Origin of the sequence: Streptomyces sp. DH12, from assembly GCF_020873895.1 — a bacterium.
Lineage (GTDB): Bacteria > Actinomycetota > Actinomycetes > Streptomycetales > Streptomycetaceae > Streptomyces.
In genome coordinates this window covers 1-22,533 of the sequence record NZ_JAHWGT010000010.1, presented here as the reverse complement: position 1 = coordinate 22,533, position 22,533 = coordinate 1, and the positions used below count along the sequence as shown (strand labels likewise).

19 protein-coding genes are annotated in these 22,533 nt (G+C 74.3%); 7 read left to right on the top strand and 12 right to left on the bottom strand.

All coding sequences use genetic code 11. From position 1 onward, the window contains the following. Positions 1-371 precede the first annotated feature (371 nt). Entirely contained in the window at positions 372-3,533 is a 3,162-nt protein-coding gene (locus LPA54_RS11210; protein ID WP_228976389.1) for a DNRLRE domain-containing protein, read from the top strand. 76 nt (positions 3,534-3,609) lie between these two features. Here the strand turns inward: LPA54_RS11210 and LPA54_RS11205 are convergent, their stop codons facing one another. The 8 genes from LPA54_RS11205 to LPA54_RS11170 form a co-directional block, all read right to left on the bottom strand. Further along, entirely contained in the window at positions 3,610-5,499 is a 1,890-nt protein-coding gene (locus tag LPA54_RS11205; RefSeq protein ID WP_228976387.1) for a long-chain fatty acid--CoA ligase, read from the bottom strand. Between the two features lie 237 nt (positions 5,500-5,736). Continuing rightward, positions 5,737-6,432, bottom strand: a complete 696-nt coding sequence (locus LPA54_RS11200; RefSeq protein WP_228976643.1) for a TetR/AcrR family transcriptional regulator — start codon at positions 6,430-6,432, stop codon at positions 5,737-5,739. A gap of 147 nt (positions 6,433-6,579) precedes the next feature. Beyond that, positions 6,580-7,875: a dicarboxylate/amino acid:cation symporter gene (locus LPA54_RS11195; RefSeq protein WP_228976640.1), complete on the bottom strand. Its 1,296-nt coding sequence runs from the start codon at positions 7,873-7,875 to the stop codon at positions 6,580-6,582. 450 nt (positions 7,876-8,325) lie between these two features. Beyond that, on the bottom strand, positions 8,326-8,619 hold the full coding sequence (locus LPA54_RS11190; protein WP_308112834.1) for a DUF4229 domain-containing protein: 294 nt from the start codon (positions 8,617-8,619) through the stop codon (positions 8,326-8,328). A gap of 82 nt (positions 8,620-8,701) precedes the next feature. Next, the gene (locus LPA54_RS11185) at positions 8,702-9,226 is read right to left on the bottom strand and encodes a GNAT family N-acetyltransferase (protein ID WP_228976385.1); all 525 of its coding nucleotides are present in this window, start codon (positions 9,224-9,226) and stop codon (positions 8,702-8,704) included. Between the two features lie 18 nt (positions 9,227-9,244). Beyond that, a complete protein-coding gene (locus tag LPA54_RS11180) occupies positions 9,245-9,892 on the bottom strand; it encodes a UdgX family uracil-DNA binding protein (protein ID WP_228976383.1) in 648 nt (215 codons plus the stop codon). Between the two features lie 242 nt (positions 9,893-10,134). Next, entirely contained in the window at positions 10,135-11,298 is a 1,164-nt protein-coding gene (gene mqnE / locus LPA54_RS11175) for an aminofutalosine synthase MqnE (protein ID WP_228976381.1), read from the bottom strand. 150 nt (positions 11,299-11,448) lie between these two features. Further along, positions 11,449-11,904 (bottom strand): Lrp/AsnC family transcriptional regulator, encoded by a 456-nt coding sequence (locus tag LPA54_RS11170; protein WP_058944470.1) that lies wholly within the window; start codon positions 11,902-11,904, stop codon positions 11,449-11,451. A gap of 112 nt (positions 11,905-12,016) precedes the next feature. On the opposite strand from LPA54_RS11170, the gene LPA54_RS11165 reads away from it, so the two are divergent. Continuing rightward, positions 12,017-12,175 carry a hypothetical protein gene (locus LPA54_RS11165; protein ID WP_228976379.1) on the top strand — a complete coding sequence of 53 codons (159 nt, stop codon included), beginning with the start codon at positions 12,017-12,019 and terminating at the stop codon, positions 12,173-12,175. Positions 12,176-12,194: 19 nt separating this feature from the next. On the opposite strand, the gene LPA54_RS11160 is transcribed toward LPA54_RS11165, so the two are convergent. After that, positions 12,195-12,875 carry a UbiX family flavin prenyltransferase gene (locus LPA54_RS11160; protein ID WP_228976378.1) on the bottom strand — a complete coding sequence of 227 codons (681 nt, stop codon included), beginning with the start codon at positions 12,873-12,875 and terminating at the stop codon, positions 12,195-12,197. A gap of 308 nt (positions 12,876-13,183) precedes the next feature. Between LPA54_RS11160 and LPA54_RS11155 the strand changes: the two genes are divergently transcribed. Continuing rightward, positions 13,184-13,849 (top strand): rhomboid family intramembrane serine protease, encoded by a 666-nt coding sequence (locus LPA54_RS11155; protein ID WP_228976636.1) that lies wholly within the window; start codon positions 13,184-13,186, stop codon positions 13,847-13,849. Positions 13,850-13,952: 103 nt separating this feature from the next. Here LPA54_RS11155 and mqnP read toward each other — a convergent pair whose 3' ends face one another. The 3 genes from mqnP to LPA54_RS11140 are packed head-to-tail and all read right to left on the bottom strand — an operon-like array spanning position 13,953 to position 16,812. Beyond that, a complete protein-coding gene (mqnP, locus tag LPA54_RS11150; protein WP_228976376.1) occupies positions 13,953-14,873 on the bottom strand; it encodes a menaquinone biosynthesis prenyltransferase MqnP in 921 nt (306 codons plus the stop codon). Then, positions 14,870-15,364, bottom strand: a complete 495-nt coding sequence (locus tag LPA54_RS11145) for a hypothetical protein (RefSeq protein WP_228976373.1) — start codon at positions 15,362-15,364, stop codon at positions 14,870-14,872. The genes mqnP and LPA54_RS11145 overlap by 4 nt, the downstream gene beginning before the upstream one ends. Continuing rightward, positions 15,361-16,812 carry a menaquinone biosynthesis decarboxylase gene (locus LPA54_RS11140; RefSeq protein WP_228976371.1) on the bottom strand — a complete coding sequence of 484 codons (1,452 nt, stop codon included), beginning with the start codon at positions 16,810-16,812 and terminating at the stop codon, positions 15,361-15,363. The genes LPA54_RS11145 and LPA54_RS11140 overlap by 4 nt, the downstream gene beginning before the upstream one ends. A 241-nt stretch (positions 16,813-17,053) precedes the next feature. Between LPA54_RS11140 and LPA54_RS11135 the strand changes: the two genes are divergently transcribed. The 4 genes from LPA54_RS11135 (at position 17,054) to LPA54_RS11120 (ending at position 22,441) form a co-directional block, all read left to right on the top strand. Continuing rightward, a complete protein-coding gene (locus LPA54_RS11135) occupies positions 17,054-17,503 on the top strand; it encodes a PLD nuclease N-terminal domain-containing protein (RefSeq protein ID WP_228976370.1) in 450 nt (149 codons plus the stop codon). Positions 17,504-17,689: 186 nt separating this feature from the next. Continuing rightward, positions 17,690-18,628 carry an isopenicillin N synthase family oxygenase gene (locus tag LPA54_RS11130; protein WP_228976368.1) on the top strand — a complete coding sequence of 313 codons (939 nt, stop codon included), beginning with the start codon at positions 17,690-17,692 and terminating at the stop codon, positions 18,626-18,628. A gap of 115 nt (positions 18,629-18,743) precedes the next feature. Continuing rightward, complete coding sequence (locus tag LPA54_RS11125) at positions 18,744-20,885, top strand: hypothetical protein (protein ID WP_228976366.1); 2,142 nt, start codon at positions 18,744-18,746, stop codon at positions 20,883-20,885. A 5-nt stretch (positions 20,886-20,890) separates the two neighbouring features. Beyond that, positions 20,891-22,441, top strand: coding sequence for a hypothetical protein (locus LPA54_RS11120; RefSeq protein WP_228976364.1), 1,551 nt, complete (start codon positions 20,891-20,893; stop codon positions 22,439-22,441). Positions 22,442-22,533: the final 92 nt, after the last annotated feature.

Below are 22,533 nucleotides of genomic sequence, written 5' to 3'. Positions count from 1 at the left end.
AGCACTGATGACGTCATCAAAGCGAACGAACACCCCTGGATGGCCGACTTTTTCGGGGAGTCTGCGGCTTTTTCCCACCCAGCCCGCCCGAACGAGCCCCACGCGACCCGCGGAACGGCGCAGAGAAGACGCACGCGACGCGTCCGCGGTTCCCTCCGGAGCCGGGTGACGAAATCGTGAAGATGGTCCATGCTCTGCTGGCGCACTTCTGCGCGGAGCAGTAATTCCGAGGGTCGCTCAGCATCCAGGCACCCGCGGGGGGAAAGGGAGTCATGGACGCCTCGAAGGCTGCCGGTAACAACGAGAATTCACCGCCGGAGGGGCGCGCCGTGGTGGCGGCCGGGCCCGTATCCCCTTTGCCGGCAGGGGAATTGGGGCGCACCCGTGGGCGGCGCGGCCGCTTCGCGGCGATCGCCGCCGTGCTGGCGCTCGCGGTGGCCGTTCCCGTCGGGCTCCGGCCGGACGGACCGGAATCCGAGGCCCCCGCTCCCCGCGCCGACGCCGAGCGCCCGCCCGTGCGGGCTCTGCCCGCGCCGGACGCCGTACGCGAGGCCCGGCGCACCGGGAAGGACGTCGAGGTCACGGGGCGGCGGACCGCCACCTCCACGACGTGGGCGCAGCCGGACGGCATGCTGCGGACCCGTACCTACGGCGCCGCCATCCGCGCCAAGGTCGGCGGCGAGTGGAAGCCGGTCGACACCACGCTCCGGCGGGTGGCGGGCGGTTACGCCCCGAAGGCGGTCAACGACCCGCTCCTGTTCAGTGCGGGCGCCCCGGCGGGCGGCGGCTCCGGGACCCGCGCGTCCCGTTCCGCGCGTATGTCACTGGTCGCCGACCGGCCCGCCGAAGACGCCGGCTGGCACGACCTGGTCCGGCTCACGACCGGCGGGCACGACCTCGTCGTGCGCTGGCCCGGCCCCCTGCCCGCTCCCGTGGTGGACGGGCCCCGTGCCCTGTACGAGGACGTACGCCCCGGCATCGACCTGGTGCTCACCGCTCGGGACAGCGGTTACTCGCACGTCCTCGTCGTCAAGGATCGTGCGGCGGCCGGCGACCCTCTCCTCGACCGGCTCCGCTACCGTCTGGCCTCCCCCACCCTGAGCTTCCAGCTGGACGCGAAGACGAAGGCGGTCAGCGCCCTGGACGCGACCGGCCGGGAGGTCGCAGCGGCCCCCACCCCATACATGTGGGACTCGGCCGGGCCGGTCAGGGCCACCGTCGGCGAACCCGCGCCGAGCGTCGACCCGGAGGTGCGGGACACCGCGCTCGCCTTCCCCGGCCTCGCCGGGCCGCAGCCCGGGACGCGGGACTCCGTGCTCGACGCCTCCCTCGGCGAGGGGCGGGCACTGGACATCGTCGTCGACAAGGGCATGCTGTCCGACCCGGCGACGGTCTACCCGGTCTTCGTCGACCCCTCCTTCAAGGGGCGCAGCGCCAACTGGACCCTGCTGTACAAGAAGTACCCGAGCTCCAGCTTCTACAACGGGCAGAACTTCAACGACGGGTCGAACGAGGCGCGCGTCGGCTACGAGGCCGACTCGGGCGGCCTCTCCCGCTCCGTCTTCACCTTCGAGTTCGACCCCGCGATCCGCAACGTCTCGAAGGCGTACTTCCGCGGCCTGCAGACGTACTCGTGGGGCTGCTCCGCACGGCAGTACAACCTGTACCTGACCAGCTCGATCTCCCCCACCACCACGTGGAACAGTCAGCCGAGCTGGATCCGGCTCCTGGACGACCAGACCAACGGGCACGGGTACAACACCACCGACTGCCCGGACGCCTGGGTCAGTATGGACATCACCTCCGCGGCGCAGGAGGCGGCCCGCAAGGGGTGGCAGAGCCTGCCGCTCGGGCTGCGCGCCGCCAACGAGGGCGACACCCACTCCTGGAAGAAGTTCGGGGTGAACGCGGAGACCGCCCCGTACATCGAGGTCCTGCACAACGACCCGCCGAACGAGCCCCCGGCCGCCTCGATGCGGACGTCGCCGGGCACCACCTGCGACACGGTGTCGCCCTTCCCGGCGGTCGGCCGGTCCGACATCACCTTCGCTGTCTCCGCCACCGACCCCAACGGCGACCTGAAGTCCGTCACGCTGCGGGTCTGGCCGACCGGCAGCCCCACCGCCCCGGTGGTCAACGTGACGCTCACGCCCACCAGCCGCGGCAGCGTCCACCACCTCGTCCCCTGGACGTCGTTCGGCAACGGCAAGGCGTACTCCTGGCAGGCACTGGCCACGGACACGGGCGGCCTCTCCTCCGCCTGGGGCCCCGCCGGGACCACGGCCCCCTGCCAGTTCACGGTCGACCACTCCGCGCCCGCGGTGCCCGGTGTCACCTCCGACGCCTTCCCGGCCGCCGAGGACGACGGCTCCGTCTGGTCCACGGTCCCCTTCGGCACGGCGGGCCTGTTCACCTTCTCCACCGGCGGCGCGACCGACGTCAAGGAGTACCAGTACAGCTTCGACACCGCCTTCGACATCAAGGCGACGCCCAACCCCCTGCGTGAGGGGCGCGCCATCGTCTCCCTCTCGCCGCCCCACGCCGGGCCGAGCGTGCTGTACGTCCGTGCCGTCGACAACACGGGCAACGTCTCCAAGGCGCGGGTGTACGAGTTCTACGTCCGCCCGGCGCCCGTGCTCGACAGTCCGATGGACGTGACGGGCGACAGGGTGCCCGACGTCTACACCGTCACCCCCACCGGCGATCTCCAGTTGTACGCGAAGACCCTCGGCACGGACCGGCTGCACCGCGGCATGCCCGCCGCGTACACCACGGAGGGCGGCGCGGCGAAGCTGGTGGCGCCCGGCTACTGGTCCGGGGCGTCCCTCTCGCACAACGGCGACTGGCTGCCGGGAGACGGCGTCCAGGACCTGGTGGCCCGGATGGGCGACGGTCGGCTGTACCTCTACCCGGGCGACGGCTACTCCGGGTTCGACGTCCACAAGCGCGTCGAGTTGCTCCTGCCGGCCGGCTCCCCCGCGCCGGCCACGATCCGGCAGGTCCTCTCGACGGGTGACGTGACCGGCGACGGCCGACCCGACCTGCTGGCCGTGGCCGGGGCCGACCTGTGGGCCTTCACCGGCTACACCGGCGGGAGCTTCGCCAGGGCGACGAAGCTCGCCGGTGAGGCGTGGGCCGAGCGCGACCTGGTCCAGCTGGTCAACCTGGGCGGGGACGCCGCACCCGACCTGGTGTTCCGGGAGAACTCGGTCGGCCAGGTGAGGCTGCGGTACGGCAGGAACGCCGCGAGCGGCGGCCTCGACTTCGCGTCGCTCGCGACGAAGGCGGCCTCCGCGGGACAGCTCGACACCTACGGTGCCTCGACCTGGTCGCGCACCAACTTCCCCGTCCTCACCGGCACGCCCGACGTGACGGGCGACGGGGTGCCTGACGTGTGGGCCCTGCTCGCGGGCGGCGACGTGCGGGTCTACCCCGGCCGGACCGGCGGGCAACCGCTCGATGTCGCGGGTGCCTTCTCCGTCGTGATGAGCACCGTCGGGACCAGTTGGGCCGGGCACGGGGCCATCGGCTGAACCGGTCCGGTCCCGGTGGCCCGCCCGCCCCGGCGCCGCGCTCCCCGCACGGGGCGGGGCGCCGGGGCGGCGGTGGTCAGGGGCGGCGGTCAGGGGCGTAGAGGCGGTCGATCTCGGGGGCGAAGTCGCGGGTGATCGCCGCGCGGCGGAGCTTCAGGGACGGGGTGAGGTGGCCGCCGGCCTCCGTGAAGTCGGTCGTCAGGACGTGGAAGCGGCGGATGGACTCGGCGCGGGAGACGAGGGTGTTGGCGTCGTCGACGGCGCGCTGCAGGGCGGCGAGGAGGGTCTCGTCGTGGACGAGGTCGGCGAGGGGGACGTCGGTCTTCTTGTGCATGCGGCGCCAGTGGGCGAGGCCGTCCGGTTCCAGGGTGATCAGGGCGGTGACGTACGGGCGGTCGTCGCCGACCACCAGGCACTGGCCGACGAGCGGGTGGGCGCGCAGCCGGTCCTCCAGCGGGGCGGGGGCGACGTTCTTGCCGCCGCTGGTGATGAGGAGGTCCTTCTTGCGGCCCGTGAGGGTGAGGTAGCCGTCCTCGTCCAGGGCGCCCAGGTCTCCGGTGGGGAGCCAGCCGCCGGGCGTGGCGGGGGTGCGGGCGGTGCCGTCGGGGTTCCAGTAGCCGGTGAAGACGTGGCCGCCGCGCAGCAGGACCTCGCCGTCGTCGGCTATGCGCACCGCCGTGCCGGGCAGGGGCCAGCCGACCGTGCCGAGGCGGGGGCGCTGCGGGGGCGTCACGGTCGACGCGGCGGTGGTCTCCGTCAGCCCGTACCCCTCGAAGACGGAGATGCCCGCGCCCTCGTAGAAGGCGGCGAGGCGCCGGCCCAGGGGTGAGCCGCCGCAGATCGCGTACCGGACGTGGCCGCCGAGCGCGGCGCGGATGCGGCGGTAGACCAGCGGGTCGTACAGGGCGCGGGCGGCGCGCAGGGGGTACGAGGGGCCCGGCCCGGTGCCGTGGTGGGCCGCCTCGACGGCCTCGCCGTAGCGGCGGGCGACGGACGCGGCCCGGTCGAAGGAGGCGGCGCGGCCCATCCTCTCGGCCGTCGCCCGCGCGGTGTTGTACACCTTCTCCAGCACGTACGGGATCGCGACGAGGAACGTCGGGCGGAAGCCGGCGAGGTCGGCGAGGAGGTCGTCCGTCGCGATGGACGGGGCGTGTCCGAGGCGGACGCGGGCGCGCAGGCAGCCGATCGCGACCATCCTGCCGAGCACGTGGGAGAGGGGCAGGAAGAGGAGCGTGGACGCCGGTTCGGTGCTGACGGACCGGAAGACGGGGTGGAGGAGCGCGACGGCGTTGTCGACCTCGGCGAAGAAGTTGCCGTGGGTCAGGACGCAGCCTTTGGGGCGGCCGGTGGTGCCGGAGGTGTAGACGAGGGTGGCGACCGTCTCCGGTGAGAGGCCCGCGCGGCGTGCGGTGACGACTTCGTCGGGGACGCGTGCGCCGGCCTGCCGGAGGGTGGCGACGCCTCCGGTGTCGAGGGCCCACAGGTGCGCGAGGCCGGGGAGCGCGCGGCGTTCGGTGCTGACGGTACGGGCCTGCGCCGTGTCCTCGACGACGCAGGCGGCGGCGCCCGAGTCCTGGAGGATCCAGCGGACCTGGTGGGCGGAGGAGGTGGGGTAGAGGGGGACGGTGACGAGTCCGGCCGCCCAGGCGGCGAAGTCGACGAGCGTCCACTCGTAGCCGGTGCGGGCCATGAGGGCGAGGCGGTCGCCGGGGCGCAGGCCGTGGGCGACCAGGCCCTTCGCCACGGCCAGGACCTCGGCGGCGAACTCGGCGGCCGTGACGTCCCGCCAGGCGCCGTCGCGGTCCTTGCGGGCGAGGACGGGTGCGGCGGGTTCCGCGCGGGCGTTGTCGAAGGGGATGTCGGCGAGCGAGCCGTCCGTGACGGGCGGGGCGAGGGCGGGGACGGATGCCTCGCGTACCGCGCCGTCCACGAGGACGCGCTGCGGGGGGACCGGTTCCACTGTCACGTGCGGCTCCTCGCGGTCGGCTGCCGTGCTGCTGCGGGGGCGGGTCGTGCCGGGTGCGGTCGTGCCAAGGGGACGTGCGTGGTCGTGCGAGGGGGGCGTGCGCGGTCGTGTCGCCGGGACGTGCGCGGGCGTGCGGAAAGGGGCATGCGTGGGCGCTTGTTGACGGATGAGTCAACTTACTTGTTGGTAAGTTAGCGGGCCCCCGCGCTCCTCGGCAATGCTCCGTCCGCCACCCGTTCAGGCGGCCCCCGGGGGCCGGCCCCCGCCCCGCGCCAGGTCGCCGAGGCCCGACCAGGCGAGGCGCATCAGGGTCGCGGCGGCCTCGCGGGCGCCCACGCCGGGGGTGGCGTTGGCCCAGTCGGCCAGCGACTCGGCCGCCCCCACCAGGGCGTGCGCGAGCCCGGCGACGTCCCCGTCCGCGAGCCCCGGGTCGCGGTGGACCTCGCGGGCCGCGGCGCCGATGAGGGACGTGACGTAGGTGACGATCTCCTCCCGCAGCGCCGCCACCTCCGCCGCGAACGGCTCACCGTGGGTGCGGGCCTGACGGTGCAGTACCGCCCAGCCGTCGGGGTGGTCCGCGGTGTGCGTGAAGAAGGCCGTCAGCCCCTCCCACAGCCGCCGCTCGACGGGTACGCCGGGGCCGGGGGCGCCCGCGCCGGCCCGTACGGCGGCCGTCAGCGCGGCCGCCTCACGGCGTATGCAGGCGCTGAACAGCTCCTCCTTGGAGTGCAGGTAGAGGTAGACGAGCGGCTTCGAGGCGCCCGCGAGTTCGGCGATCTCCTCCATCGACGCCGCCCGGTAGCCGCGCCTGCCGAAGGTGCGTACGGCGGCGTCGAGCATCTGCTGCTCGCGCTGTGCCCGCGGCAGCCGCCTCGGCCGCGCCCCCGCGCCCGCCGCGGCCTGTGCGGTGCCCGCGCCGGACGTGCCACCCATGCCACCCGTGTTCTCCACCGGTGCCCGCCTCCTCGTGATCGGCAGCCCGTAAGCCTACGGGCCGCGCCCCCGTACCCGAACGCCCGTGCCCCCCGCCGGGGTCGGCGGGGGGCACGGGTCGGGGTGCGGGCGGTGGCGGAGGGGCCGTCAGGCCGCGACCGGCGGCAGCGACACCTTCCGCTCCGCCTCCCGCGACTCGTCCTCGTCGACCGGGGAGGCCGACGCCGAGTGGTACGCGTCGAGGTCGAGGATCTTCTCACGCGCGGCGACGACGACCGGGACGAGCGCCTGGCCGGCGACGTTGGTGGCGGTGCGCATCATGTCGAGGACCGGGTCGATCGCCATGAGCAGGCCGACGCCCTCCAGGGGCAGGCCCAGGGTGGAGAGGGTCAGGGTCAGCATGACGGTGGCGCCGGTCAGGCCCGCGGTGGCGGCCGAGCCGATCACCGAGACCAGCGCGATCAGCACGTACTCCTTGACGCCCAGCTCGACGCCGAAGATCTGCGCGATGAAGATCGCGGCGAGGGCGGGGTAGATCGCGGCGCAGCCGTCCATCTTGGTGGTGGCGCCGAAGGGGACGGCGAAGGAGGTGTACTCCTTCGGCACGCCGAGCCGCTCGGTGACCTTGACCGTGACCGGCATGGTGCCGACCGAGGAGCGGGAGACGAACGCCAGCTGGATGGCGGGCCAGGCGCCCTTGAAGAACTGCACCGGGTTGACCTTGGCGACGGTCGCGAGAAGCAGCGGGTACACGCCGAACATCACGAGGGCGCAGCCGATGTAGACGTCGGCGGTGAAGGTCGCGTACTTGCCGATGAGGTGCCAGCCGTACTCGGCGATGGCGTAGCCGATGAGGCCGACGGTGCCGATGGGGGCGAGGCGGATGACCCACCACAGGGCCTTCTGGAGCAGTTCCAGCACCGACTCGGCGAACGTCAGGATCGGCTGGGCCTTCTCGCCGAGCTTGAGGGCGGCGATGCCGGCGACGACGGCCATGAAGACGATCTGCAGGACGTTCAGCTCGGTGAACGGCGTGATGACGTCGGTCGGGATGATGCCGGTGAGGAAGTCGAGCCAGGAGCCGGCGTGCTCGGGCTTCTGCCCGTCCTTCGGCGTGAGGCCGGTGCCGGCGCCGGGGTTGGTGAGCAGGCCGATGACGATGCCGATGACGACCGCGATCAGCGACGTGATCATGAACCAGAGGAGGGTGCGGGTCGCCAGCCGGGCGGCGTTGTTCACCTTCCGCAGGTTGGTGATGGACACCAGGATCGCGAAGAAGACGAGCGGCGCGACGGCCAGCTTCAGCAGCTGGACGAAGATGTGGCCCACCTTGTCCAGGGTGGTGTGGAGCCAGGAGACGTCGTAGCTGCGGGTGATCCAGCCGAGGACCACGCCGAGGACGAGGCCCGCGACGATCTGCACCCAGAAGGGCGGCAGGGACATGCGGCGCGCGGGCGGGGACGTGGGCGCGGAAGCGGGCGCGGACACGGACACACTCCAGAAGGGCGTGAGGAGGTACGGACTGGGGTTCGGGGGGCGGCGCCCGCGCGCGGGGGCGGCGCGGCCGCGTGGTGCCGGGCGGGGCCGGGGCGCCGGGTCGCAACCGGGCGCCGGGCGTGAGCGGGGAGGCTCAGACCTCGCGGCGACAGGCCGCGGACACACGGCGGCAGAGGTCGACGTGCAGGCGCGCCACGAGCGGGACGCTCGGGGTCGTGTGGCGGGGGCGCACTGCGGTCTCCATGCCCAGAACGTTAACACCTGAACTTTGAGGAACCCAAAGCCGTTCTTTGACAGGCGGGCGGTCGGGGGCGCCTGGGAAACGACAACGCCCCAGGCCGGAACGATCGTTCCGGACCCGGGGCGGGGAGCGTGTCGCGCGTCGTGTGACGAACGTTATACGCCGTCCTCCTGCGTGCGGTTGGCCTCCAGCCGGGCCTTGGCGTGGCCGACCTTCTCCACGATCTGCTCGGACATCGCGTCGCGCTGCCGGCGCAGCAGGACGAAGCTGAGCGGCGCGGAGACGACGATGGACAGCAGCAGCACCCACAGGGCGTTGGACTCGCCGAGACCGCGGGGGATCAGGCCGAAGTACACCAGCGCGTACAGGACGACGAAGCAGCCGGCGAAGACGCCGACCCGCATGAGCGTGTACTTGAGGGTGGCACTCGACCTGGTGGTGGCGGTCACGATGGGCCTTCTTCCTTCTTCTCCGTACTCGTGCTGCGGCTGCGCGGTCCTGCCCGTCCAGTGAAGCACGTGGCGGAACGGATCACTTCAAGGGGAGGAGCATGATGACGTCGTCCCGGTACTCGCCGTCGCCCAGCCGGATGGCGTCGGGGACGCGGCCGACCTCCTTGCAGCCGCACGAGGCGTAGAACCGCTCCAGTCCGAGGCCGCCGCGGCAGGTGAGGCGGATCGCCTCCATGCCGTCCATCGCGCGCACGGCGTCCTCGGCTGCGGCGAGCAGCGCCCGGCCGTGGCCCCTGCCGTGGTACTCGGGGTGGACCATCACGGTGTACAGCCACACCCAGTGGCTCATGAGGCGGTGGGTGTTGAGAGTGACGAACGCCGTGGCGGCCACCGTGCCGTCCGCGTCGTACCCGACGAGGAGCCGCATGCGGCCCTCGTCCATCGCGTTGAGGTGGCTCACCCACTGCGGGCGGATGTCGTCGGGCGTCACGGGCGGGACGAAGCCGACGGCGCCGCCGGCGTTGGTGACGTCCGCCCACAGGCCGAGGACGCCGTCGCGCAGGTGCCGGTCGACGGGCGGGTCCAGTACGAAGTCGAGCGTCATGCCCCGACGATAGGCGGGTCACCCCAGGGCGCGGGCCGCGACCCCGAGGTCGGCGACGAGCCCGGCCCGGGCCTCGTCGCGGTCGCGGGAGCGCAGGACGGCGGAGGGGTGGACCGTGGCGACGAGGCACTCGCCCCGCTCCCCGTAGGGGAGGAGCACGCCGCGCCGCTCGCCGACGCGGAAGGACGGGCCGAGCAGGGCCTTGCCGGCGGACGCGCCGAGGACGACGAGGACCTCCGGGTCGACGAGCCGGACCTCGGCGTCCAGCCACGGCCGGCACGCCGCGATCTCCCGCAGGCCGGGTGACTTGTGGATGCGGCGCTTGCCGCGCTCCGGCACCCGCTCGAACTTGAAGTGCTTGACGGCGTTGGTGACGTAGGTGTCGTCCGGGTCGATGCCGGCCTCGTCCAGCGCCGCGCGCAGGACGCGGCCCGCCGGCCCGACGAACGGCTCACCGCGGCGGTCCTCCTGGTCGCCTGGCTGCTCGCCGACGAGGAGCACGCGGGCGCGGGGGTTGCCGGCGCCGAAGACGGTCTGCGTGGCGGGGGCGTGCAGGGGGCAGCCGCGGCACTCCCCGGCGGCGGCGCGCAGTGCGTCGAGACCGCCGCGGGCCGGCAGGAAGGGCGAGGCGTCGTAGGCCGCCTCCGGCGCGGGCTCGGTGGGCATGTCTGGCCGGGTACCCGCGCGGGGCGGGCACTCACCCGCCCCGGCCGCCTCGGGTGCCCGCGGGTCGCCGCGCCCGTACGACCACCCCGGCGCGCGGCGGGCGCGGGCGGGGCGGCCCGGCAGGGGGCGGGCACGGCGGCGCGGGCACGGCGGCGCACCGGCCGGGGCCGCGCGTCTCGGGCGGGGCGGCACCGGCCGGGGCCGCGCGTCGGGGCGCGCCCCGGGATCGTGCGCCGTTCGCGTCAGAAGCGCATGGGCTGCGGGGCCTCGCGGCGGGCCTCGTCGGGGCCCGGGTACTCGCGGATGACCTCGTAGCGGGTGTTGCGCTCCACGGGGCGGAACCCGGCGTCGCGGATGAGCTCCAGCAGGTCGTCGCGGGTGAGCTTGTTCGGCGTGCCGTAGTTGTCCGCGTCGTGGGTGATCTTGTACTCGACCACCGAGCCGTCCATGTCGTCCGCGCCGTGCTGGAGCGCCAGCTGCGCGGTCTGCACGCCGTGCATGACCCAGAAGACCTTGACGTGCGGGACGTTGTCGAAGAGCAGCCGGGAGACGGCGAAGGTCTTGAGGGCCTCCGCGCCGGTGGCCATCGTCGTGCGGGCCTGGAGCCGGTTGCGGACCTTGCCGTCCTTCATGTCGACGAAGTCGTGCTGGTAGCGCAGCGGGATGAAGACCTGGAAGCCGCCGGTCTCGTCCTGGAGCTCACGCAGGCGCAGCACGTGGTCGACGCGGTGGCGGGGCTCCTCGATGTGCCCGTACAGCATCGTGCAGGGGGTCTTGAGGCCCTTCTCGTGCGCGAGACGGTGGATGCGGGACCAGTCCTCCCAGTGGGTGCGGTGGTCCACGATGTGCTGCCGCACCTCCCAGTCGAAGATCTCCGCGCCGCCGCCGGTCAGCGACTCCAGGCCGGCCTCGATCAGCTCGTCCAGGATGTCGGATGCGGACATGCCGGAGATCGTCTCGAAGTGGTGGATCTCCGTGGCGGTGAACGCCTTGAGCGAGACGTTCGGCAGGGCCTTCTTCAGCTCGCTCAGCGACCGCGGGTAGTAGCGCCACGGCAGGTTGGGGTGGAGTCCGTTGACGATGTGCAGCTCGGTGAGGTTGTCGTTCTCCATCGCCTTGGCGAGGCGGACGGCCTCCTCGATGCGCATGGTGTACGCGTCCTTCTCGCCCGGCTTGCGCTGGAACGAGCAGTACGCGCACGACGCGGTGCACACGTTGGTCATGTTGAGGTGGCGGTTGACGTTGAAGTGCACGACGTCGCCGTTCTTGCGCGTGCGCACCTCGTGGGCGAGACCGCCGAGCCAGGCGAGGTCGTCCGACGCGTAGAGGGCGATGCCGTCCTCGCGGGTCAGCCGCTCCCCGGACCGGACCTTCTCCTCCAGCTCGCGCTTGAGCCCCGCGTCCATACGGACCTGCCTCCCACTACGTCGAACCCGTGTGTCCCACAACGGACGCACCCACCGTACTCCCCCGCCCGGCGGGCTCCGGCACCCACCACCGGCCGGGGTCTCCCGCCTGGCCGGGCCGGGCCCGGCCCGGACGGGGGACCCCCGGGGTCAGGGCTGCTCCGGCAGCTCGCCGACGCGGTTCTCCCACTTCGTGGAGAGCACGATCGTGGTGCGGGTCCGCGACACGCCCCGGGTGCCGGAGAGCCTGCGGATGATCTTCTCCAGGCCGTCCACGTCGTTCGCGCGGACCTTGAGCATGTAGGAGTCGTCGCCCGCGATGAACCAGCAGTCCTCGATCTCCTGGAGGTCCTTCAGCCGGCGCGCCACGTCCTCGTGGTCGGCGGCGTCGGAGAGGGAGATGCCGACCAGGGCCGTCACACCGAGGCCCAGGGAGGCGGCGTCGACCGTCGCCCGGTAGCCGGTGATGACCCCGGCCGCTTCCAGGCGGTTGATGCGGTCGGTGACGGAGGGCCCCGAGAGCCCCACGAGGCGGCCGAGCTCGGCGTAGGAGGCCCTGCCGTTCTCCCGCAGGGCCTGGATGAGCTGCCTATCCACGGCGTCCATATACCTGAAGCCTTCCATTAATCAGCAATCCAGCAAGTACAGGTGTAGAATCTAAGGCACACAGGGGTGATTTCCCTGTGATTCACTCAACGATCAACGACGATCCCAGGAGATGACACCCACCGTGTACACGATCGAGATGGCCTACGCCCACATGCGTTCCATGCAGGAGCAGGCCCATCGCTCGCGTGTCCGCCAGGCAGCCGTCGCGGCCCGCCAGGAGGCGGCCGCCGAACGGCGCACGTCGACGTCCCGTACGAAGAAGCACTGACCCCGGCGACACCGGAGCGTCAGTCCCTCCGGGAGCCACCGAGCTCTCCCTTCCAGCGGCGGTACAGCCGGTGCGGCACCCCTGCCGCGTCCAGCACCCGCCCGGCGACGAAGTCCACCAGGTCCTGGATGTGCGTCGCCCCCGCGTAGAACGCCGGCGAGGCGGGCAGCACCACGGCTCCCGCCTCGTCGAGCGCGACCAGGTGCCTGAGGGTCTGCCCGTTCAACGGCGTCTCCCGCACCGCGACCACCAGCGGCCGGCGCTCCTTGAGCACCACGCTCGCCGCGCGCTGGAGCAGGTCCTTCGACAGGCCCAGCGCCACCCCGGCCACACAGGCGGTGGACGCGGGCACCACCAGCATCCCCTTCGCCGGGTACGACCCGGACGACGGTCCCGCGGCGAGGTCCCCCGCCGCCCAGTGGCGTATGTCGGCGCCCGCCACGTCCACGTCGAACGTGCCCGGCACGCCGTCCGCGCCCCGCGACAGCCACTCCGCCAGGTCCTCGCGCCAGTGCGCGTCGCGGAAGGAGATCCCGGTCTCGTCCAGCAGCGTCAGCCGCGACGCGCGCGACACCACCAGATCGACGCTCTCCCCCGCGGCGAGCAGTCCGCGCAGTACGGCTGCCGCGTACGGCGTCCCGGACGCCCCGGACACTCCGACGACCCACGGACGACGACGCTGCTCTTCTACCGGCTCCACGCCGCTGAGCCTATCCGCCCGCCCCGACCCGCCACCTCGCCCGGGTGCCCCGCCCGGGGACCGCGCGGGGGTCGGGGGTCGCGTCGCGCGGGGATCGGGCGACGGGTCGCGCGGAGGTCGGGGGGCACGTCGCGCGGGAGGGCCGGCGGGCCGTGCACGAAGACCGGCGGGCCGTGCGGGGGCGGCCCCGTGGGCATGCGCCGGAACCGCCGGGGGCCGCCGGACGTTCCCCTGGTCCGGGGCCGGTGCGGGAGCCGGCCGGTCCGCGGGACGGAAGCGCGGTGCGAGGGGGCGTGGGCGTGAGCGTGATGGGCGGTGCGGGCGGCGTGGGCGGTGGCGCGGTGCCGGCCGGCCGGCGACGCGGGCGGACGCGGGTGGCGACCGCCGCGGCGGTGGTGGCGGGCCTGGTCGCGCTGCTGTGGGTGCTGGAGGCCGTCGACGTGCTGACCGGCCACGCCCTGGACGCCTACGGCGTCTCCCCGCGCGAGGTGGCGGAGCTGCGCGACGTCGTCCCCTCCGCGTTCCTGCACTTCGGCTTCGACCACGTCGCGGCCAACAGCGGGCCGCTCCTCGTCTTCGGCTTCCTCGCCGCCCTGGGCGGGGTGCGCCGGTTCCTGGCGGTGGTGGCGTTCGTCGTGGTCGTGGACGGGCTCGGCGTGTGGCTGGTCTCCCCCGCGTACACCAACACGGCCGGCGCCTCGGGCCTGGTCTTCGGCCTGTTCGGCTACCTCGTGGCGCGCGGCTTCGCGGACCGCAGGGCGCTGGACGTGCTGGTCGGCCTGGTCGTGGCCGCGTCCTGGGGGTCCACGGTGCTGCTGGGGATATCCCCGGCGCAGTCCGGCGTCAGCTGGCAGGGGCACCTGTTCGGCCTGGTCGCCGGGGTGGCTGCGGCCTTCGTCCTGCGCCGCCGCCCCGGCGGACGCCCCGGCGCGCCCGCGTACGGCGGCGGGACCGGGCCCGCGACGGTGCGCTGAGCGTCGTACGGCGGTGCGGCCGAGCCGCCGGCCGCACGGCACCGGCGGCGGCCCGGCGCGGGCGGCGGCCCGATGCGGGCGGCGGCCCGGCACCGGCGGGTGGTCAGACCCCGAGGCCGCGGACCACCAGGTCCAGCAGCGCGCACCCGAACAGCGCGATGCCGATGAAGCCGTTGACCGTGAAGAAGGCGCGGTTCAGCCGCGACAGGTCGCCCGGCCGCACGATGGCGTGCTCGTAGCAGAACGCCGCGACGACGACCACCAGGCCGACCCAGAACCACGCCCCGGCGCCGGTCGCGAGGGCGTACCAGACGAGGAGGCCCGTCGTGACGGCGTGGCAGGCCCGCGCCCCGTACAGGGCGGCCGGGATGCCGAAGCGGGCCGGTACGGACATCACCCCGTGCGCCCGGTCCGCGTCCACGTCCTGGCACGCGAAGATCAGGTCGAAGCCGCCGATCCACACGCCGACGGCGAGGCCCAGGATCACGGCCTCCCACGACCACGCCCCGGTCACGGCGAGCCACGCGCCGACCGGGCCCATGGCCTGCGCGAGGCCCAGGATCGCGTGAGGGAAGTTCGTGAACCGCTTGCCGTACGGGTAGACGACCATCGGCACCACCGCGACCGGCGCGAGCGCCAGGCACAGCGGGTTGAGCAGCGCCGCCGCCCCGAGGAAGACCGCGAGGGCGACGAGCGCCCCGGTCCACGCGGACCGTACGGAGACGGCGCCCGTGACGATCTCCCGGTTCGCGGTGCGCGGGTTACGGGCGTCGATCTCCCGGTCGATGATGCGGTTGCAGGCCATGGCGAAGGTCCGCAGGCCCACCATGGCGACGGTGACCAGCAGCAGCTCCGTCCAGTGGACGCGCCCGTCCTGCCGGAACATCGCGGTGAGGGAGGCGATGTAGGCGAAGGGCAGGGCGAAGACCGAGTGCTCGATCATGACCAGCCGCAGGAAGCCCTTCACCCGGCCGGCGGGCCGCGGGGCGGGGACCGGGCCGGCGACGCCGTCGGTGGTCGTCATGAGGCGAGGCTCCCGAGGAACGCGTCGAGGTCGGCGAGGAGCCCGGCGGTGTCGACGGGCCCCGTCTCCACGGTGAGGGGGGAGGGGGCGCCGTCCTCGGGCGGGGTGACGCGGGCCGTGAAGACGTACCCGGCCGGCCCGGCGGGGCGGGCGTCCAGGCGCAGCACGGCGCCGCCGTCGACGGTGAACGGCGCGGGCTCGGCGCCGGGCGCGGTGGCGGCGGCCAGCTCGGCGCGGAGCCGGCCGGCGAAGTCGGCGGGTTCGGCGTCGCGGACGCCGGGCAGCTCGAAGCCGTCGCCGCCGCCCTCGTCCTCGACCATGACGGCCCATACGTCGCCCGCGCCGGCGAACTCCTCGGGGCTCACGCCCGCCTGCTCGGCGGCGTGCCGGACACCGGGGTCGGCGGGGTCGAGCCGGGGCCGCACCAGCGCCACGTAGGCGGTGTCGGTGCCGATGAAGAGTGCCGGGCCGCCCACCGGGACGGGGCTCACAGGCCGTACTCCTTCCAGCGCCGGGACACCTTCGCGGCGACCTCCGGGTCGGACTCGATCATCTCCGGCCAGCCGCCGTCGCGGACGTAGCCCTCCTCGGGCCACTTGCGGGTCGCGTCGATGCCGGCCTTGCCACCCCAGAACTTCTGGTACGAGGCGTGGTCGAGGTGGTCGACGGGGCCCTCGACGACGGTGAGGTCGCGGGAGTAGTCGACGTTGCCGAGGGCGCGCCAGGCGACCTCGTGCAGGTCGTGCACGTCGCAGTCGGCGTCGACGATCACGACCAGCTTGGAGAGCGACATCATGTGCGCGCCCCACACGGCGTGCATGACCTTCTGGGCGTGCTTCGGGTACTTCTTGTCGATCGAGACGATCGCGCAGTTGTGGAAGCCGCCCGCCTCCGGCAGGTGGTAGTCCACGATGTCCGGCACGATGATCTTGAGGAGGGGGAGGAAGAAGCGCTCCGTCGCGCGGCCGAGCGGCCCGTCCTCGGTCGGCGGCCTGCCGACGACGATCGACTGGAGCAGGGGGCGGCGGCGCATCGTCACGCAGTCGATGGTGAGCGCCGGGAAGTCCTCCTGCGGCGTGTAGAAGCCGGTGTGGTCGCCGAAGGGGCCCTCCGGCAGGGTCCGGCCGGGCTCGATCCAGCCCTCCAGGACGACCTCGGCGTGCGCGGGGACCTGGAGGGGGACGGTCTTGCAGTCGACCATCTCGATCCGCTTGCCCTGGAGGAACCCGGCGAACAGGTACTCGTCGATGTCCTCGGGCAGCGGCGCGGTCGACGCGTACGTCACGGCCGGCGGCGTGCCGAACGCGATGGCCACCGGCAGCCGCTCGCCGCGCCGGGCGGCGACCTGGTAGTGGTTGCGGCTGTCCTTGTGGATCTGCCAGTGCATGCCGATGGTGCGCTTGTCGTGGCGCTGGAGGCGGTAGAGGCCGAGGTTGCGCACGCCGGTCTCGGGGTGCTTGGTGTGGGTGAGACCCAGGTTGAAGAACGAGCCGCCGTCGTGCGGCCAGGTGAAGAGCGCGGGCAGCCGGTCGAGGTCGACGTCGTCGCCCCGCAGGACCACCTCGTGGACGGGCGCGTCCTTCACCTTCCGCGGCGGTACGTGCGTCATCGCGCCGAGCTTCCCGAACGCCTCGCGGACGCCGACGAAGCCGCTCGGCAGCTCGGGCTTGAGCAGACCGCCGATCTTCTCGCTGATCTCGCCGTAGGAGGAGAGGCCCAGCGCCTTCAGGAGGCGGCGGTCGGTGCCGTAGACGTTCATCGCCAGGGGCATCGAGGAGCCCTTGACGTTCTCGAAGAGCAGGGCGGGGCCGCCGGCCTTCTGCACCCGGTCGACGATCTCCCCGACCTCCAGGTGTGGGTCCACCTCGGCCTTGATGCGCTTGAGGTCGCCATCGCGTTCCAGCGCCCGGAGCAGCGAGCGGAGATCGTCGTAAGCCATGCGCCCAGTATCGCGGAGGGGCCCCGCACGGCCGCGCGCGCCCCACCCGTGAGGCCGCTGCCGCCGTCGGGACGCACGTCGCCGGGCCCGGCCGGGGTGGCGGCCGGGGCGGCGTCCGGTGGCGGTCGGCGGGCGGGGGCGCGCGGACCGGGGGCCGTCCGGGGGACGTCCCCGTTACGCTGGGTGTGTCACCGGGGCTGTCCAGACGCGGCCCGCCAACGCATCCAGGGGGCTGTCCCACATGCTCAGGGCACTGATGTTCATCCTGCCGATCGCGCTGACGATCTACGCGTTCATCGACTGCCTGAACACGCCCGAGGACGAGACGCGGCACCTGCCCAAGGTGGCCTGGGTCTTCATCATCCTGCTCTTCTGGATCGTCGGACCGGTCGTGTGGCTCGTGGCCGGCAAGGCCCGCCGCGGCCCGAGGGGCGGCGGCGGGGCGACCGGCGAGTGGCGCAGGCGGCGCACCGAGTGGGTCGCCCCCGACGACAACCCCGAGTTCCTGAACTCGCTGCGCGACGGTGGCAAGGAGCGCGGGGAGCGGGAGGGGCGCGGCGCGGAGAAGGACGACGAGGCGCTCCTGGAGGACTGGGAGGCCGATCTGCGCCGCCGCGAGGAGGAGCTGAAGCGCCGCGGGGAGAGCGGCGACGGCCCGTCCCGGGGCGACGACGACCCGAAGCAGCCCTGACCCCGGCGGCCGAGGCAACGCTGACCCCGGCGACCGGGACAGCCTGAGCCCGACGGCCGGTGGCGGCGGCCTTGGCCGTGCCGTCGGGCGTCGCCCGGTGGCGGCACCCGGGCGACCGGTGGCGGCACCCGTCGCCCGGTGGCGGCAGCCGTTGCCGGGTCCGGTGGCTGCGGGAAGAGTGGGGGCATGGAGCCCAGCGCCCGCATCCCGACCGTGGACCTCGCCACCTGGGCGTCCGGTGGCCGCCGCGCCCGCGCCGCGCTCGCGGCCGACGTCGACCGGGCGCTGCGCGGGTCCGGGTTCCTCCAGGTCACCGGGCACGGCGTCGAGCCGGGGCTGCCGGCGGCGATCCGCGCGGAGGCACGCGCGTTCTTCCTGCTCCCGGACGCGGTGAAGGCCCCGTACGGGGTGCGGGTCGGCGGCCGGGGCTGGCTCGGCCCGGGGACGGAGGCCAACGGGTACGCGGAGGGGTCGTTCACCCCTCCGGACCTGAAGGAGTCACTGTCGTTCGCGTCGGAGGAGCCGGTCGGCGACCCCGCGGTCGACGCGGAGTGGTTCGGGCCGAACACCTGGCCGGACGAGGCGCCCCGGCTGCGCCCGCTGGTGGAGGCGTACACGGCCCGGATGCGGGAGCTGGCGGACCGGCTGCTGGGCCTGCTGGGCGTGGCGCTCGGCGCCGGGGAGGACTTCTTCACCCGGCACACCCGCCACCCCACCTGGGGGTTCAACGTCAACTGGTACCCGGGCCGCGACCGCGTCGGCCCCCCGGAGCCGGGCCAGTTCCGGATCGGGCCGCACACCGACTTCGGCACGGTCACCGTCCTGGACCGGCAGCCGGGCCGGGGCGGCCTCCAGGTGTTCACCGACGACGGCTGGACGGACGCGCCGTACGCGGCCGACGCGCTCACCGTGAACATCGGCGACCTCATGGCCCGCTGGTCCGGCGGCCGGTGGCGGTCGGGCCGGCACCGCGTGCTGCCCCCGCCGGCGGACGACCCGGCGGAGGAGCTGATGTCGCTCGTGTACTTCTACGAGTGCGACCCGGGCACGACCGTGCGCGGCATCGACGCGCACGCCTATTTGCGCTCCCAGCTGGACGCCATCACCGCCATCACGGCCGAGTGACGGTCGGGCCACCAGTTCGGAAACGCTCCGCGACAGGCCGACCACGCGTCGCTATCCTTCCCCTGAAAGCGTGACGGGACGAGTCCTGTGGCGCTGACGCTACGGGGGGTGGCGGATGGACAGGGAGTTGTACGGCCGTGAGGCGGTGTTGGACCCGGCCGGCCTCGTCGCGCGACTGACCGGTCTCGCCCCGTACGGCTTCGCGGGCGTCGCGTACGAGCACGGCGACGACCCGCCGGTCACCGTCCTGACGGGCGGCCGGGGCAGCGGCAAGACCGCGCTGCTGAAGCAGATCCGCAACGCCTACCGGCGCGGCACGCCGCTCGCCCTCCTGGACTGCGCCCACGTCGAGGAGCCCGCCGACCACGGCCCCGGCTGGACCCCGGTGACGGGCGCGCTGGCCGAGCTCGCCGTGCAGTTGTCGCCGCGCGTCCTGTCGGCGGGGCCCGTGCGGTTCCCCCGGCTGTCGCTGGGGCTGGCCGCCGTGGCGAGCGTCAGCTGGTCGCCGGAGGACGACGAGCGCGCCCGCCGCGACCTCCAGCGGCTCGGCCCGGTCCTGTCCACGGTCGACGAGGCCCGCGGCACGGCGACGACCTGGGTCGGGAAGGTGCTGGCCAAGCTGGCGGCGACCGCCGTCGACGGCGCCGGGCCGCTGGCGGGGCCGCTCGCGGAGGCGACGGTGGAGACGCTCCTGGAGGAGGTGTTCGGCCGCTCCCAGCGCCGCACGGAGACCTTCTACGGCGGCTACCGCGACGCCGGCGGCAACGGCAAGCTCGGTCTGCACCGGATCGCCGTCGACTTCTCGCAGGGCGGGGTGCGCCGGGCCGACGCGGAGGCGTTCCTCGTCGGCGCCCTGGTGGAGGACCTGCGCCGCGCCTACACGGGCCTGACCCGGCTCGGCACCCGGCGGGGCCGCCCGCTGCTCCTCCTCGACAACGCCCACCTGCCGCTCGGCCGCCGCCTGGTCGAGCCGATCCTGCGGGACCGGGCCGGCGGCAGGCGCGACCGGCTCGTCGTCGTCGCCGCGTCCCGCGACGGCGCCCACGAGGGCCTGCGCCGCGCCACCCGCGTCCGCCTGCCCGAGGTCGCCCACCGCGCGCCCTGCCCGCGCGGCCCGGACGTCACGTCGGGGATCCTCGCCGTGGAGCTGACCCCGCTGAGCGCCGCGCAGACCCGCTCCCTCTTCGAGCGGTACGACCCGGCCGGCCGCACCCCCGCCGACCTGCCCGGCGCCGTGCACCGCCTCACCGGCGGCCGCCCGCTGGCCGTGGCCCTGCTGGGGCGCGCGGCGGGCCAGGCGCCGGCCGGGGAGCGCGCCGGCCTGACGCCGGGCGGGCTGCTCGACCTGGCCGTGGAGGTGCGCGAGGACTCCCCCGCCGCCCCCGTCGCCGAGACGCTGCTCGCCGCGCTCCTGCCCGACCTGCGGCCGGGCGAGGTCGCCGCGCTGACGGTGCTCGCCGCGGCGCACGACGAGGAGTCGGCGCGCGCGCTCGCCCGCACCCGGCTGCGGGCGGCGTCCGTCGACGGTGACGTGGCGCTGCGGCTGCGGGACGCCCTGCGGGCCGACGGCTGGCCGACCGGCACGGCCGCGGCACCCGGCGCATCCGGCACGACCGGCACGCGCGCCGGGTCCGGCGGCGGCCCCGCGCCCGCCTACTTCGTCGCCGACCCGCTGCTGCGCGCGCTGCTCCTGCACCGGCTCCGCTTCCACGACGGCGACGCGCCCGTGCACGCGGCCTGGCGGGCCGTCCACGAGACGCTGCTCGCCCATTACGGGCCGCACCCGGGCCCCTACCGGCTGCGCCAGGAGCTGGCCCTCGGCCGTACGGAGGCCGCCGTCACGCGGCTGCGGGAGACCTTTCCCGACCCGGACGTGGGCGGTTGGCTGGACGGGCTGCTGTTCGTCGCCTCGGCGCCGTACCCGCGCGAACCGCTGCGCGCCGGGCCCGATCCGCGCCGGGCGGTGGCCCTCGGCCGGGACCCGGGCGCGGTGGACGCGCTGGCCGGCCTGGACGCCGGGGCGGGGGCGCTGCACCAGTCGGTGCGGCGGCTGCTGCACGCCGTGTGGCTGCTCACCGATCCGCTGGCGCTGCCGGACGAGGAGGTCCTGGAGCGGATGGCGCACGAGCTGCGCCAGCTGTCCGGCCGCCACCTCACCGGCAGCAGCCCCCTGTGGGACGCGGCCACCCACTGGCCGAGGGACATCCGAGCCCGGCGGGCGCCGTCGTCGCCGCCGGGGCGCGAGGACGGAGCCTGACGAGCATGGACAATCCCTTCCGGTACCGCGTCTTCTACACCGTCCGGCAGAAGGTGGTCACCGGCGCGGTGGTCCTGGCCCTGCTCGCCTGGGGGACCGTCACCGCCGTGCGGCACCTGACCACCCCGGAGGACCGCACCTGCGCCCCGGGCGTGGCCCGCCCGGCCGGCAGCGACGAGTGCGTCGGCGTCGCCACCGCCGGGGACGGCTACGACTTCGGCCAGGCCCGGCTGTCGGCGGTCGCCGCGGCCATCGGCCGGGAGAACGCCACGCTCCGCGAGGGCCACTTCGCGACGATCGCGCTGCTCCTGCCGCTGACGTCGACGAGCCCGGGGCTGCGCGAGAAGGTCGCCCGCGAGCTCCAGGGCGCGTTCCTCCAGCAGTACCGGGCGAACCGGCAGAACAACGAGTCGCCGAAGATCCGCGTCGTCCTCGCCAACACCGGCAAGGACAACGTCCACTGGAAGGCCGCCGTCGAGCAGCTGAAGACCATGACGGGCGGCCCGCACCGGCTGCGCGCCGTGTCGGGGATCGCCACGAGCAGCGCCGCCGTGCGGAGCGCGGTCGGCGAGCTGACCGGGGCGGGCATCGCCGTGGTGGGCACCACCATCACCGCCGACGACATCGCCAACGGCCCCGGCGCCCACCACTTCCCCGGTCTGGCCCGGGTCTCCCCCACCAACGGCGACGAGGCCCGCGCGCTCGCCCACTTCGGCCGGGTCGACGCGGCGAAGGCGCTGCTGGTGCACGACACGCGGACCGGCGACCACTACACCGAGACGCTGCGCAAGGCGTTCTCCGACCTGCTCGCGCGCTCTCCCTACGAGCCGCAGCTGTTCACCTCCGCCGAGGACCCGAACGCCGAGGGCACCACGGCCAACACCTTCCGGCAGATCACGCACCTGGTGTGCGACACCCGCGCCGACACGGTGTACTTCGCGGGCCGCCACACCCAGCTGCGGCAGTTCATCAACGCCCTGGGCGCCCGCGGCTGCAAGGACCGCTCGTTCACGGTGCTCACCGGCGACGAGGCCTCGTACCTGGGGGCCGACCCGCAGCTGGACCGGTCCGCGCTCGACGCCGGGCTGACCGTCCGCTACGCGGCGCTGGCGCACCCCGACGCGTGGCAGGAGCGCCCCGGGTACCGGCCGCCGGCGACGGGCGGTTCGGCCGCCGCGTACGGCGAGTTCACCCGGCTGCTGGCCGAGGCGTCGCGAGCGCCCGCCGGGCCGATCGGGCCGGTGTCCCTCGCCGACGGGCAGGCGATCATCGCGTACGACGGGATGGCCACGGCCGTCCGGGCGGTGCGGGAGGCGACCCCCACGGGCAGCCGCGTGCCGCCGCTCGCGGACGTGGCCCGGCAGTGGCCGCAGGTGAAGGGGTCGTTGAAGGTGGCGGGCGCGAGCGGCTGGATCTGCCTGGACAACCACGGCAACCCGTACGACAAGGCGGTGCCGGTGGTGCAGCTGACGCGGACGACGCCGCGGTTCGTCGCCATGGCGTGGCCCGAGGGCCGGCCGCCGGCGGCGGACTGCCTGCCGCCGCGCCGGTCGTAGGGCGGGCGCGGGTACGCACGCGGGGTACGGGCGCCGAGTACGCGCGCGGGGGCGGTGGCGGCCGGTCCGCGAGGGGACCGGCGCCACCGCCC

Excerpts from the sequence above, each read along its gene's own strand:
- LPA54_RS11195 (WP_228976640.1), bottom strand. The coding sequence starts at position 7,875 with ATGTCCCTGCCGCCCTTCTGGGTGCAGATCGTCGCGGGCCTCGTCCTC.
- LPA54_RS11135 (WP_228976370.1), top strand. The coding sequence starts at position 17,054 with ATGCTCAGGGCACTGATGTTCATCCTGCCGATCGCGCTGACGATCTAC.
- LPA54_RS11165 (WP_228976379.1), top strand. The coding sequence starts at position 12,017 with ATGACACCCACCGTGTACACGATCGAGATGGCCTACGCCCACATGCGT.
- mqnE (WP_228976381.1), bottom strand. The coding sequence starts at position 11,298 with ATGGACGCGGGGCTCAAGCGCGAGCTGGAGGAGAAGGTCCGGTCCGGG.
- LPA54_RS11180 (WP_228976383.1), bottom strand. The coding sequence starts at position 9,892 with ATGCCCACCGAGCCCGCGCCGGAGGCGGCCTACGACGCCTCGCCCTTC.
- LPA54_RS11200 (WP_228976643.1), bottom strand. The coding sequence starts at position 6,432 with ATGGGTGGCACGTCCGGCGCGGGCACCGCACAGGCCGCGGCGGGCGCG.
- LPA54_RS11170 (WP_058944470.1), bottom strand. The coding sequence starts at position 11,904 with ATGGACGCCGTGGATAGGCAGCTCATCCAGGCCCTGCGGGAGAACGGC.
- LPA54_RS11140 (WP_228976371.1), bottom strand. The coding sequence starts at position 16,812 with ATGGCTTACGACGATCTCCGCTCGCTGCTCCGGGCGCTGGAACGCGAT.
- LPA54_RS11125 (WP_228976366.1), top strand. The coding sequence starts at position 18,744 with ATGGACAGGGAGTTGTACGGCCGTGAGGCGGTGTTGGACCCGGCCGGC.
- LPA54_RS11130 (WP_228976368.1), top strand. The coding sequence starts at position 17,690 with ATGGAGCCCAGCGCCCGCATCCCGACCGTGGACCTCGCCACCTGGGCG.
- mqnP (WP_228976376.1), bottom strand. The coding sequence starts at position 14,873 with ATGACGACCACCGACGGCGTCGCCGGCCCGGTCCCCGCCCCGCGGCCC.
- LPA54_RS11155 (WP_228976636.1), top strand. The coding sequence starts at position 13,184 with ATGGGCGGTGCGGGCGGCGTGGGCGGTGGCGCGGTGCCGGCCGGCCGG.
- LPA54_RS11120 (WP_228976364.1), top strand. The coding sequence starts at position 20,891 with ATGGACAATCCCTTCCGGTACCGCGTCTTCTACACCGTCCGGCAGAAG.
- LPA54_RS11185 (WP_228976385.1), bottom strand. The coding sequence starts at position 9,226 with ATGACGCTCGACTTCGTACTGGACCCGCCCGTCGACCGGCACCTGCGC.